This window comes from Pseudomonas sp. SC11 (assembly GCF_047039205.1).
Taxonomy (GTDB): Bacteria; Pseudomonadota; Gammaproteobacteria; order Pseudomonadales; family Pseudomonadaceae; genus Aquipseudomonas; species Aquipseudomonas boreofloridensis.
On record NZ_CP178183.1, the window covers coordinates 4,639,145 to 4,652,173 of the forward strand.

Annotated in this window: 8 protein-coding genes, 2 tRNA genes and 2 rRNA genes; all 12 read right to left on the bottom strand. The window is 56.7% G+C overall.

Annotated features, from left to right (window positions below):
- Positions 1–2,892 (bottom strand): 23S ribosomal RNA (locus ACK2SD_RS20745).
- 254 nt (positions 2,893–3,146) lie between these two features.
- A tRNA-Ala gene (locus tag ACK2SD_RS20750) sits at positions 3,147–3,222 on the bottom strand.
- 37 nt (positions 3,223–3,259) lie between these two features.
- A tRNA-Ile gene (locus ACK2SD_RS20755) sits at positions 3,260–3,336 on the bottom strand.
- 86 nt (positions 3,337–3,422) lie between these two features.
- Positions 3,423–4,959: ribosomal RNA gene (locus ACK2SD_RS20760) — 16S ribosomal RNA — on the bottom strand.
- The 16S and 23S rRNA genes sit together here with 2 tRNA genes alongside, the layout of an rRNA operon.
- A gap of 571 nt (positions 4,960–5,530) precedes the next feature.
- Positions 5,531–6,142 carry a protein-methionine-sulfoxide reductase heme-binding subunit MsrQ gene (msrQ, locus tag ACK2SD_RS20765; RefSeq protein WP_412460726.1) on the bottom strand — a complete coding sequence of 204 codons (612 nt, stop codon included), beginning with the start codon at positions 6,140–6,142 and terminating at the stop codon, positions 5,531–5,533.
- Positions 6,142–7,155, bottom strand: coding sequence for a protein-methionine-sulfoxide reductase catalytic subunit MsrP (gene msrP / locus ACK2SD_RS20770; protein ID WP_412460727.1), 1,014 nt, complete (start codon positions 7,153–7,155; stop codon positions 6,142–6,144). The genes msrQ and msrP overlap by 1 nt, the downstream gene beginning before the upstream one ends.
- Positions 7,156–7,232: 77 nt before the next feature.
- A complete protein-coding gene (gene pssA, locus ACK2SD_RS20775; protein WP_029612651.1) occupies positions 7,233–8,084 on the bottom strand; it encodes a CDP-diacylglycerol--serine O-phosphatidyltransferase in 852 nt (283 codons plus the stop codon).
- A 151-nt stretch (positions 8,085–8,235) separates the two neighbouring features.
- Positions 8,236–9,252, bottom strand: a complete 1,017-nt coding sequence (gene ilvC, locus ACK2SD_RS20780) for a ketol-acid reductoisomerase (RefSeq protein WP_039575260.1) — start codon at positions 9,250–9,252, stop codon at positions 8,236–8,238.
- Between the two features lie 55 nt (positions 9,253–9,307).
- A complete protein-coding gene (gene ilvN / locus ACK2SD_RS20785) occupies positions 9,308–9,799 on the bottom strand; it encodes an acetolactate synthase small subunit (protein WP_003250040.1) in 492 nt (163 codons plus the stop codon).
- 1 nt (position 9,800) lies between these two features.
- Positions 9,801–11,525, bottom strand: a complete 1,725-nt coding sequence (locus ACK2SD_RS20790; RefSeq protein ID WP_412460728.1) for an acetolactate synthase 3 large subunit — start codon at positions 11,523–11,525, stop codon at positions 9,801–9,803.
- A 408-nt stretch (positions 11,526–11,933) separates the two neighbouring features.
- Entirely contained in the window at positions 11,934–12,266 is a 333-nt protein-coding gene (locus tag ACK2SD_RS20795; RefSeq protein ID WP_412460729.1) for a YqcC family protein, read from the bottom strand.
- Positions 12,263–13,009 (bottom strand): tetratricopeptide repeat protein, encoded by a 747-nt coding sequence (locus ACK2SD_RS20800; protein ID WP_295480976.1) that lies wholly within the window; start codon positions 13,007–13,009, stop codon positions 12,263–12,265. Before ACK2SD_RS20800 ends, ACK2SD_RS20795 begins: the two co-directional genes overlap by 4 nt.
- Between the last annotated feature and the right edge of the window lie 20 nt (positions 13,010–13,029).

The window sequence follows — 13,029 nt, forward strand, 5'->3', positions numbered from 1 at the left end:
ATGGTCAAGCCTCACGGGCAATTAGTATGGGTTAGCTCAACGTCTCACAGCGCTTACACACCCCACCTATCAACGTCGTAGTCTTCGACGGCCCTTCAGGGGATTCTAGATCCCAGTGAGATCTCATCTTGAGGCAAGTTTCCCGCTTAGATGCTTTCAGCGGTTATCTCTTCCGAACATAGCTACCCGGCAATGCCACTGGCGTGACAACCGGAACACCAGAGGTTCGTCCACTCCGGTCCTCTCGTACTAGGAGCAGCCCCTCTCAAATCTCAAACGTCCACGGCAGATAGGGACCGAACTGTCTCACGACGTTCTAAACCCAGCTCGCGTACCACTTTAAATGGCGAACAGCCATACCCTTGGGACCGGCTTCAGCCCCAGGATGTGATGAGCCGACATCGAGGTGCCAAACACCGCCGTCGATATGAACTCTTGGGCGGTATCAGCCTGTTATCCCCGGAGTACCTTTTATCCGTTGAGCGATGGCCCTTCCATACAGAACCACCGGATCACTAAGACCTACTTTCGTACCTGCTCGACGTGTCTGTCTCGCAGTCAAGCGCGCTTTTGCCTTTATACTCTACGACCGATTTCCGACCGGTCTGAGCGCACCTTCGTACTCCTCCGTTACTCTTTGGGAGGAGACCGCCCCAGTCAAACTACCCACCATACACTGTCCTCGATCCGGATCACGGACCTGAGTTAGAACCTCAAGGTTGCCAGGGTGGTATTTCAAGGATGGCTCCATGAGAACTGGCGTCCCCACTTCAAAGCCTCCCACCTATCCTACACAAGCAAGCTCAAAGTCCAGTGCAAAGCTATAGTAAAGGTTCACGGGGTCTTTCCGTCTAGCCGCGGATACACTGCATCTTCACAGCGATTTCAATTTCACTGAGTCTCGGGTGGAGACAGCGCCGCCATCGTTACGCCATTCGTGCAGGTCGGAACTTACCCGACAAGGAATTTCGCTACCTTAGGACCGTTATAGTTACGGCCGCCGTTTACCGGGGCTTCGATCAAGAGCTTCGCTTGCGCTAACCCCATCAATTAACCTTCCGGCACCGGGCAGGCGTCACACCCTATACGTCCACTTTCGTGTTTGCAGAGTGCTGTGTTTTTAATAAACAGTCGCAGCGGCCTGGTATCTTCGACCGGCATGGGCTTACGGAGCAAGTCCTTCACCCTCGCCGGCGCACCTTCTCCCGAAGTTACGGTGCCATTTTGCCTAGTTCCTTCACCCGAGTTCTCTCAAGCGCCTTGGTATTCTCTACCTAACCACCTGTGTCGGTTTGGGGTACGGTTCCCAGTTATCTGAAGCTTAGGAGCTTTTCTTGGAAGCATGGCATCAACCACTTCGTCGCCTAAAGGCAACTCGTCATCAGCTCTCGGCCTTGAAATCCCGGATTTGCCTAAGATTTCAGCCTACCACCTTAAACCTGGACAACCAACGCCAGGCTGGCCTAGCCTTCTCCGTCCCTCCATCGCAATAACTGCAAGTACAGGAATATTAACCTGTTTTCCATCGACTACGCTTTTCAGCCTCGCCTTAGGGACCGACTAACCCTGCGTCGATTAACGTTGCGCAGGAAACCTTGGTCTTTCGGCGTGCGAGTTTTTCACTCGCATTGTCGTTACTCATGTCAGCATTCGCACTTCTGATACCTCCAGCAAGCTTCTCAACTCACCTTCACAGGCTTACAGAACGCTCCTCTACCGCATCACCAAAGGTGATACCCGTAGCTTCGGTGCATGGTTTGAGCCCCGTTACATCTTCCGCGCAGGCCGACTCGACTAGTGAGCTATTACGCTTTCTTTAAAGGATGGCTGCTTCTAAGCCAACCTCCTAGCTGTCTAAGCCTTCCCACATCGTTTCCCACTTAACCATGACTTTGGGACCTTAGCTGACGGTCTGGGTTGTTTCCCTTTTCACGACGGACGTTAGCACCCGCCGTGTGTCTCCCATGCTCGGCACTTGCTGGTATTCGGAGTTTGCATCGGTTTGGTAAGTCGGGATGACCCCCTAGCCGAAACAGTGCTCTACCCCCAGCAGTGATACATGAGGCGCTACCTAAATAGCTTTCGAGGAGAACCAGCTATCTCCGAGCTTGATTAGCCTTTCACTCCGATCCACAGGTCATCCGCTAACTTTTCAACGGTAGTCGGTTCGGTCCTCCAGTCAGTGTTACCTAACCTTCAACCTGCCCATGGATAGATCGCCCGGTTTCGGGTCTATACCCAGCGACTAAGCGCCCTATTAAGACTCGCTTTCGCTACGCCTCCCCTATTCGGTTAAGCTCGCCACTGAATATAAGTCGCTGACCCATTATACAAAAGGTACGCAGTCACCTAACAAAGTAGGCTCCCACTGCTTGTACGCATACGGTTTCAGGTTCTATTTCACTCCCCTCTCCGGGGTTCTTTTCGCCTTTCCCTCACGGTACTGGTTCACTATCGGTCAGTCAGTAGTATTTAGCCTTGGAGGATGGTCCCCCCATGTTCAGACAAAGTTTCTCGTGCTCCGTCCTACTCGATTTCATTGAAAAGAGACTTTCGTGTACGGGGCTATCACCCACTATGGCCGCACTTTCCAGAGCGTTCCACTAATCTCAAATCAACTTAAGGGCTGGTCCCCGTTCGCTCGCCACTACTAAGGGAATCTCGGTTGATTTCTATTCCTCAGGGTACTTAGATGTTTCAGTTCCCCTGGTTCGCCTCTTGCACCTATGGATTCAGTACAAGATACCTAGGTTATCCTAGGTGGGTTCCCCCATTCAGAGATCTCTGGATCACAGTCTGTTTGCCGACTCCCCAAAGCTTATCGCAGGCTACCACGTCTTTCATCGCCTCTGACTGCCAAGGCATCCACCGTATGCGCTTCTTCACTTGACCATATAACCCCAAGCAATCTGGTTATACTGTGAAGACGACATTCGCCGAAAATTCGCACGTCGCTCTTTCGAGCAGAACTCACAAATTTTACCTCAGCCTGATTTCCAGCAGTGAAACTGGTCATCAGTCTGTATCTATCACATATCCGAATTTTTAAAGAACGATCTGACAAAAGCCAGAAATCAACATTCCAACGCCACGTCAACGCGACGCGCGAATGCTCATTTCTGAGTTCTAACAGTGCTGTACAAAGGTGGTGGAGCCAAGCGGGATCGAACCGCTGACCTCCTGCGTGCAAGGCAGGCGCTCTCCCAGCTGAGCTATGGCCCCGTGTATCTGCTACATCTCGTAGGCCGCACCAAGTAATTGGTAGGTCTGGGCAGATTTGAACTGCCGACCTCACCCTTATCAGGGGTGCGCTCTAACCAACTGAGCTACAGACCTATAACAGGGTCGCGTTACAGCATCGTCTTTTCACAATGAATCAAGCAATTCGTGTGGGAGCTCATCAGCAGGCTGATGTCTTCGATTAAGGAGGTGATCCAGCCGCAGGTTCCCCTACGGCTACCTTGTTACGACTTCACCCCAGTCATGAATCACACCGTGGTAACCGTCCCCCCGAAGGTTAGACTAGCTACTTCTGGTGCAACCCACTCCCATGGTGTGACGGGCGGTGTGTACAAGGCCCGGGAACGTATTCACCGCGACATTCTGATTCGCGATTACTAGCGATTCCGACTTCACGCAGTCGAGTTGCAGACTGCGATCCGGACTACGATCGGTTTTGTGAGATTAGCTCCACCTCGCGGCTTGGCAACCCTCTGTACCGACCATTGTAGCACGTGTGTAGCCCAGGCCGTAAGGGCCATGATGACTTGACGTCATCCCCACCTTCCTCCGGTTTGTCACCGGCAGTCTCCTTAGAGTGCCCACCATAACGTGCTGGTAACTAAGGACAAGGGTTGCGCTCGTTACGGGACTTAACCCAACATCTCACGACACGAGCTGACGACAGCCATGCAGCACCTGTGTCAGAGTTCCCGAAGGCACCAATCCATCTCTGGAAAGTTCTCTGCATGTCAAGGCCTGGTAAGGTTCTTCGCGTTGCTTCGAATTAAACCACATGCTCCACCGCTTGTGCGGGCCCCCGTCAATTCATTTGAGTTTTAACCTTGCGGCCGTACTCCCCAGGCGGTCAACTTAATGCGTTAGCTGCGCCACTAAAATCTCAAGGATTCCAACGGCTAGTTGACATCGTTTACGGCGTGGACTACCAGGGTATCTAATCCTGTTTGCTCCCCACGCTTTCGCACCTCAGTGTCAGTATCAGTCCAGGTGGTCGCCTTCGCCACTGGTGTTCCTTCCTATATCTACGCATTTCACCGCTACACAGGAAATTCCACCACCCTCTACCGTACTCTAGCTTGCCAGTTTTGGATGCAGTTCCCAGGTTGAGCCCGGGGCTTTCACATCCAACTTAACAAACCACCTACGCGCGCTTTACGCCCAGTAATTCCGATTAACGCTTGCACCCTCTGTATTACCGCGGCTGCTGGCACAGAGTTAGCCGGTGCTTATTCTGTCGGTAACGTCAAAATTGCAGAGTATTAATCTACAACCCTTCCTCCCAACTTAAAGTGCTTTACAATCCGAAGACCTTCTTCACACACGCGGCATGGCTGGATCAGGCTTTCGCCCATTGTCCAATATTCCCCACTGCTGCCTCCCGTAGGAGTCTGGACCGTGTCTCAGTTCCAGTGTGACTGATCATCCTCTCAGACCAGTTACGGATCGTCGCCTTGGTGAGCCATTACCTCACCAACTAGCTAATCCGACCTAGGCTCATCTGATAGCGCAAGGCCCGAAGGTCCCCTGCTTTCTCCCGTAGGACGTATGCGGTATTAGCGTTCCTTTCGAAACGTTGTCCCCCACTACCAGGCAGATTCCTAGGCATTACTCACCCGTCCGCCGCTGAATCGAGAAGCAAGCTCCTCTCATCCGCTCGACTTGCATGTGTTAGGCCTGCCGCCAGCGTTCAATCTGAGCCATGATCAAACTCTTCAGTTCAATACTGCTTGGGTTTTTAAGAAACCCTAAACTTGGCTCAGCAATCTCAAATGACTATGTGATTTCTCGCATGGCCACTTGTGATGCTGATAATCTATGCGACAATCAGTCCGTACTCACAAGCACCCACACGAATTGCTTGATTCGATTTGTTAAAGAGCGTTTGGCTAAGAGCGTTTCGCCTCAACCAAGGCCGTGCATTCTACAGCAGCCTTACTTCGTGTCAAGCGTTTATTTTGAAGTTTTTACCGAGAAACTCGTTTAGCTTCAAACACTTGACTCGCTGCGATCTCTCGTAGCGGGAGGCGAATCATACAGCACCAACCGATGCTGTCAACTGCCTTTTTCACCGCTTTCAACCCGAGGATCGAAGCCCTTCGCACCGCACCTAACTCGCTTAACTCGTTGATTCTCAAGGAGTTTCGCGTTCCGTTTGCTGCGGAAGTGGGGCGCATTATAAGGGGATCTGAACAGCGGTCAAGGCTTAATTCCAAATAAATTCAAATAGTTGAAACAAGTTGGTCGCTAAGGCGATTGAGCCCCCTACCCCGCGTCGTCGCCTCATGCGTACTTACCGTGCATTTATCCGCCTGCGACCTACCCGCCCCAAACCCCGGGCCACCACCGGAATTCGCAGCACCAACAAAAGCACCCCAAGGGCCGCATAGAACGCCCATTCCTCTAGGTCCGAGCGGACAATCCACAGGTAATGCAGCAACCCAAGGGCCAACACGCCATACACCAGACGGTGCAACTTCTTCCACCGCGCCCCCAGTCGCCGCTGAATGTAGCGATTCGAGGTGACAGCCAACATCAGCAACCCAAGCAAGCCCAACGCCCCCACAATGATGTAAGGCCGCTTACGCAACTCGATCGCCAACTGCCCCCAATCCAGCCCCAGAATAAAGAACAGGTAGGCCAGGACGTGAAGCACGATGTAAGCAAACGCCCACAGCCCCAACTGGCGTCGAACCACGATCCAGCCAGGCCATCCCGTCAGCTTCTGAAAAGGCGTCATGCACAAGCTGATCAGCAGGAAAATCAGCGCGCTAAGCCCCAGACGGTCCATCATGACCTTCCCCGGATCAGGCCCCAACAGACTCATGGCCGCTTCATACAGCCACCAAAGCGGGAACGAGCAACCGATGAGAAAAACCGCCAGGCGAAACCAGGGATAGCGCATCAATAGTTCTTCCTCAGATCGAGGCCGCTATAGAGTGATGCGACTTCTTCTTCATAACCATTGAACATCTGCGTGGCACGCACGTTAGGGCTGAAAAGGCCACTGGGCAGACGCCGCTCACGCGCCTGGCTCCAGCGCGGATGATCGACCTGCGGATTGACGTTGGCATAGAAACCGTACTCACTGGGCGCCAAGCCCTGCCAAGTCGTGTGGGGCTGCTCACTCACCAGGCTCATCCGCACGATCGACTTGATGCTCTTGAAGCCATACTTCCACGGCACCACCAAGCGCAGCGGAGCCCCATTCTGGTTAGCCAGCTCGCGCCCGTACATGCCCACCGCCAATATCGCCAGCGGATTCATCGCCTCATCCAGACGCAGCCCTTCCACGTAAGGCCAGTCGATCAAGGCGAAGCCGGAACGTTGCCCTGGCATGCTCTGGGGATCCTGCAGCGTTTCGAAGCGGACGTAGCGAGCCTTGGCGGTGGGCTCAACCTGCTTGAGCACATCGGCCAACGGAAACCCCAGCCAAGGGATCACCATCGACCAGGCCTCGACGCAACGCAGCCGATAGATTCGTTCCTCCAACTGCAGCGGCTTGACGAAGTCTTCCAGCGCATAGCGCCCCGGCTTACCGACCTCACCATCGACGACTAGGCTCCAGGGCTCGGTTTTCAGACTGCCTGCATTGGCAGCAGGATCCCCTTTGTCAGGCCCGAACTCATAGAAATTGTTGTAGTGGGTAGCGTCCTTGAAAGGCGTGATGGCTTCGTCCTTGACCGTCACTGCCTGCCAGCGTGCATGCTCAAGCTTGTCCTTAAGCCATGCGGGCGCGGCGCCATCATCGACATCGGCATAACGCGATACTTGTGCAGCCTGGCCCAGCCGCGGCAAGGCCGACAACGCCAAACCGGCCATCGAGCCCCCTAACAGGGAGCGGCGTGAGACGTAGAGGCTTTCAGGGGTGACCTCCGATTCGTGGCAATCGGATGATCTAGGCAGCTTGATGAGCATGACGGCTCCAAAGCACTGGTGAGGGATGTACCAGTAAGACTCTGGAGCCGGGAGGTTATTCCAGCATTAACTATTTTTCAGTTCTTGCGCCGACGGGTGCGCAGCAAGTACTGCACGGGGCCGGAGATCGCATAACCGAGGAAGATCAGCAGCAGGATGCGTGGCGGATCACTGAATACCACGGCGAACACCAATACCACGGCCAGGATGGCAACGAACGGCACACGGCCTTTCAGGTCGAGTTCCTTGAAGCTGTTGTACTTGATGTTGCTGACCATCAGCATGCCGGCGGCCGCAACCAGCAGCGCGACCAGGAAGGATAATTTCGAACCTTGGATGCCGTAATCGCTGAAGGCCCAGACAGTACCGGCCACTACACCTGCCGCTGCCGGACTGGCCAGGCCGATGAAGTAGCGCTTGTCGGCCGTGCCAACCTGAGTATTGAAACGGGCCAGACGCAGTGCGGCACCCGCCACATAGATGAAGGCAACCATCCAGCCGACCTTGCCCATGTCACCCAGTGCCCAGCCGAAGGCCAGCAAGGCGGGCGCCACACCAAAGGCGACCATGTCGGACAGCGAGTCATACTCGGCACCGAAGGCGCTCTGGGTGTTGGTCATGCGTGCCACGCGGCCATCGAGACTGTCGAGCACCATGGCAACGAAGATGGCGATGGCCGCGAAAGCGAAATACTTGCTCGCCTCGCGCGGATCGCCCGCGCTCAGAGCGCTTTGCGCGCTGATGGAGTTGATGATCGAGTAGAAACCGGCGAACAGGTTGGCGGTGGTGAACAGGTTGGGCAACAGGTAGATACCGCGGTGCCGGACCTTGCGCCCTTCGGCATCGTGACCTTCTTCGACATGCTCATCGACAGGTAGCAGGCTTTCGGCGTCGGAGGGCTTGTTCGGCTCTTCGGGACGTTCGGTCATGAAAAGTACCTTGCAACGGGGTGGAATAGATTCGACATGGGCCGGCGAAACAGGTTCTGACAGCCGACCTCTGGTCGCTTTATACCAGATGCGGGCGGCCTAAACGAAAAAACGCGGCCGAAGCCGCGTTTTTCATCTATTCGAGCAAGACTCAGTTCTTGGTCTTGTCGACGATCTTGTTGGCCGCGATCCAAGGCATCATCGAACGCAGTTGCTCGCCGATCACTTCGATACCGTGGGCTGCGTTGTTGCGACGCTTGGCGGTCATCGACGGATAGTTGGTAGCACCTTCGCTGATGAACATCTTCGCGTACTCGCCGTCCTGGATGCGCTTGAGGGCATTGCGCATGGCCTTGCGGGATTCTTCGTTGATGACTTCAGGGCCGGTGACGTACTCACCGTACTCGGCGTTGTTGGAGATCGAGTAGTTCATGTTGGCGATGCCGCCTTCGTACATGAGGTCGACGATCAGCTTCAGCTCGTGCAAGCACTCGAAGTAGGCCATTTCCGGCGCATAACCGGCTTCGACCAACGTTTCGAAACCGGCCTTGACCAGCTCAACGGTGCCGCCGCACAGAACGGCCTGCTCGCCGAACAGGTCGGTTTCGGTCTCGTCCTTGAAGGTGGTTTCGATGATGCCGGTACGGCCGCCACCGACACCTGCGGCGTAGGACAGTGCGACGTTCTTGGCGTTGCCCGAGGCGTCCTGGTAAACAGCGATCAGGTCAGGAATACCGCCGCCTTTGACGAACTCGGAGCGAACGGTGTGACCCGGCGCTTTCGGCGCGATCATGATCACGTCGAGGTCGGCACGCGGAACGACCTGATTGTAGTGGATGGCGAAGCCGTGGGAGAAGGCCAGGGTAGCGCCTTTCTTGATGTTCGGCTCGATTTCGGTTTTGTACAGGGTGCCCTGGAATTCGTCCGGGGTCAGGATCATGACCAGGTCGGCAGCGGCGACGGCCGAGGCCACGTCAGCCACTTTCAGGCCGTGGGCTTCTGCCTTGGCGACGGTGGCCGAACCTTTACGCAGACCGACGGTGACGTCTACACCGGAGTCCTTCAGGTTGCACGCCTGGGCGTGACCTTGGGAGCCGTAACCGATGATGGCGACTTTCTTGCCCTGGATGATGGAGAGGTCGCAGTCTTTGTCGTAGAACACTTTCATGGAAATACCCCTGGTTATATCTCGGCCCCGCAGGGCCATCGCTAATTGGATGTAGTTAGATGCTGAGGACTTTGTCGCCACGGGCAATGCCGGTGACGCCACTGCGCACGGTTTCGAGAATCGATGCGGTGCCGATCGCCTGAATGAAGCTGTCCAGCTTGTCGCTGGTTCCGCTCAGTTGCACGGTATACACGCTGGCGGTGACGTCCACGATCTGGCCACGGAAAATGTCCGTGGTGCGCTTGATCTCGGCACGCTGAGCGCCGGTGGCCTTGACCTTGACCAACATCAGTTCGCGCTCGATGTGGGCGCTCTCCGAGAGGTCGACCAGCTTGACCACTTCCACCAGCTTGTTCAGGTTCTTGGTGATCTGCTCGATCACTTCGTCGTGGCCCACGGTGGTCAAGGTGAGGCGCGACAACGTCGGGTCCTCGGTCGGTGCCACGGTCAGGCTTTCGATGTTGTAGTTGCGCTGGGAGAACAGACCAACCACGCGCGACAAGGCACCGGGTTCGTTTTCCAGCAGCAGGGAAATGATGTGCCGCATATCAGGTACGCTCCGTCTTGCTCAGCCACATGTCACGCATCGAGCCATCCTTGATCTGCATGGGATAGACGTGCTCGGACCGGTCCACCGCGATGTCGATGAACACCAGGCGGTCCTTCATCGCGAAGGCCTCTTCCAGCTTCGGCTTGAGGTCTTCCAGGCGGGTGATGCGAATACCCACATGGCCGTATGCCTCGGCCAGCTTGATGAAGTCAGGCAGCGACTCGACGTAGGAGTGGGAGTGACGGCCGTTGTAGGCCATGTCCTGCCACTGGCGAACCATGCCCAACACCCCGTTGTTCAGGTTGACGATCTTCACCGGCAGGCCGTACTGCATGCAGGTGGACAGTTCCTGAATGTTCATCTGGATGCTGCCTTCACCCGTCACGCAGGCCACGTCCTGATCCGGGAAGTTGAGCTTGATGCCCATGGCGGCCGGGAAACCGAAGCCCATGGTGCCCAGGCCACCGGAGTTGATCCAGCGGTTGGGTTTGTTGAAACGGTAGTACTGCGCTGCGAACATCTGGTGCTGGCCCACGTCGGATGTGACGAAGGCATCGCCCTGGGTCACTTCGCACAGCGTCTCGATCACCTGCTGGGGCTTGATCACGCTGCCGTCACCCTTGTCGTAAGGGAACAGACCGCGATCACCGCGCCATTCGTCGATCTGCTTCCACCAGGCATCCAGCGCAACCTTCTCAGGCTTTTCGCCGATTTCCTTGAGGATCGTCAGCATCTCGCTGAGCACGCTGTCGACTGGGCCGACGATCGGCACATCGGCCTTGATCATCTTGGAAATCGACGCCGGGTCGATGTCGATGTGGATGATCTTGGCATTCGGACAGAATTTGGCCGGTCCATTGACCACACGGTCGTCGAAGCGCGCGCCGACCGCAAGGATGACATCGGCATTGTGCATCGCCTGGTTGGCGGTGTAGCTGCCGTGCATGCCTAGCATGCCGAGGAACTGGCGATCAGTGCCCGGGAAGCCGCCCAATCCCATCAGGGTATTGGTCACCGGCAGGTTCAGTGACTTGGCGATTTCGGTCAGCGCCGCAGAACCGCCCCCCAGAATCACGCCGCCACCGGAATAGATGATGGGGCGCTTGGCGGCCACGAGCATCTCGGCCGCCTTGCGGATCTGCCCGGAGTGACCACGTACGGCTGGGCTGTAGGAGCGCAGCTTGACCTTTTTCGGGTAGACGTATTCGAATTTCTCGGCCGGGTTGGTCATGTCCTTCGGAATGTCGACCACGACGGGGCCCGGACGGCCGGATTGAGCCAGATAGAAGGCTTTCTTCAGCGTCTCGGCGATCTCGGTCGGGTGCTTGATCATGAAGCTGTGCTTCACGATCGGCCGCGAGATCCCGATCATGTCGGTTTCCTGGAAGGCATCGGTGCCGACCATGGTGCTCGGCACCTGGCCCGACAGGATGACCATCGGAATCGAGTCCATATAGGCGGTGGCGATGCCGGTGATGGCATTGGTCGCCCCGGGACCGGAGGTCACCAGCACCACACCCGCCTTGCCGGTGGCGCGGGCGTAGCCGTCGGCCATGTGGGTGGCCGCCTGCTCATGACGAACCAGGATGTGTTCGACTTCCGGTTCCTTGAACAGGGCATCGTAAACATGCAGGAGAGCACCGCCAGGGTACCCGTAGATGTGCTTAACGCCTTCGTCACGCAAGAAGCGGACGACCATCTCAGCGCCAGATAAAAGCTCCACGTTGTTCACCTCTAAAACGCCAGAATACCGCCCCATCCGGGCGGGTCTTAATAGGTTTACTGCCAAGCAGAGCATGAGCGAACGTCAGCACTGACTGAGCAAGTATTGGGAGCGCCCCAGAGTGTTGCGGGGTTTTCCCACCCAGCGCGAGGTAACGCGTTGCGGGGTGTAGCGAGTCGGCGCGGGTGTGCGCCTCATGATCTGCCTAGCGGGTCTGCTTCTGGCAGTCCCCCTACAGCGGAAACTGGATTCTTCTGATTCAGCGCGTGCAAGTCAAGAAAAATTATTGCCAGTTTTCCCAAGAGTTCAATTTCATCCACCACTAAAAAGCAGTGATGCAGCAGGAAAATAAAGATTTCCATAAAAAAGGGCCACAATCTGCGGCCCCGGAAGCAAAAACAGAGAAAATCAGGCAGATGGCGTGATCAATTCGTCGAATGTGGCCAGCAGCCGCCGAAGCTCACGACTTTCTTCAGGGCGATGAGCAAACACGGTTTCGGCCATGACCAGAATCCCCGACGCGTTGGGCAGGGGATGCCCATGCTCGAGAATCAACTTCATGCGTGGCAGGAAAATCCATTGCAGCCATTGCTCGAATGTTAGGCTGTCGACTGCGAAGGGTACGTTGCTGGCAAGTGCCTCAGGGCTGGGCGGATGCTCATCCCACCAACCCTGGATCTGCAGCTCCCGCTCGATCAGTAGCAGATGATCGGCGATGTCGAGGATACGCTGCTCCATCACGACGCGGTCCGCGCCTTCTGACGGGCCGACGCCGCGCCAGCACTGTCACCTTGCTTGTCACGGGCCTGGGCGATGACGTTCCACAACTCGGCTTGCAGATCAGGGCGGCCGTTGGCATAGGTCAACGCCCGGCGAGCCAGTTGCTCGGCCTGCGCGGCATCACCCTGGGACAGTCGCACCTGGGCCAGGCGGAACAGCACCTGTGGCTCACGCGGAGCGATACGTTGGGCACGTTCGAGGCTCGACGCGGCGCCATTGAAATCGCCGCCGCCCTGCTGCTGCTGGGCAGTGGTGAGCAAGGCGAGTACCGGCCCATCGAGCTGCTCGTCCGCCGACAGTCCACCGGCACTGCTACGCGGAATGCCGGTCGGCGCACTGCTGGCCGCTGGCGCATTGTTCATGGCGGCGATATCGAACGGCTCATCACCGGCCGGGTTAGGGCTGGTGGTGATCGGGCCGGTGCTCAAGGGCGCAGCACCGGTCTGTGCCGGGTAGGTCTGGATCGGCGTCGAGCCCGCGCCTTGCGGGATCATCACGGTGACGCCCGAGTCTTCAGGCAGCGACTGAGCCTGGGACGTGCCGCCGCTCGGTGCCCGCACCGGCGCACCCCGATTGGCGGTCACGCGCTCGCTGTTCGAGACCCGGGTGCTCGAATCCACCACGGGTATGGCGCCACGCGGGACGCTGGCGCAACCGTGCAACACGGCCAGCGCGGTCAAGGCAGGAAACCACCACTTGTTCACGTCATACCCTCTTCAATACA

Bases quoted from the DNA above. Each gene is read 5' to 3' on its own strand.
- msrP (WP_412460727.1), bottom strand. From the start codon at position 7,155: ATGCTCATCAAGCTGCCTAGATCATCCGATTGCCACGAATCGGAGGTC.
- ilvC (WP_039575260.1), bottom strand. From the start codon at position 9,252: ATGAAAGTGTTCTACGACAAAGACTGCGACCTCTCCATCATCCAGGGC.
- ilvN (WP_003250040.1), bottom strand. From the start codon at position 9,799: ATGCGGCACATCATTTCCCTGCTGCTGGAAAACGAACCCGGTGCCTTG.
- pssA (WP_029612651.1), bottom strand. From the start codon at position 8,084: ATGACCGAACGTCCCGAAGAGCCGAACAAGCCCTCCGACGCCGAAAGC.
- msrQ (WP_412460726.1), bottom strand. From the start codon at position 6,142: ATGCGCTATCCCTGGTTTCGCCTGGCGGTTTTTCTCATCGGTTGCTCG.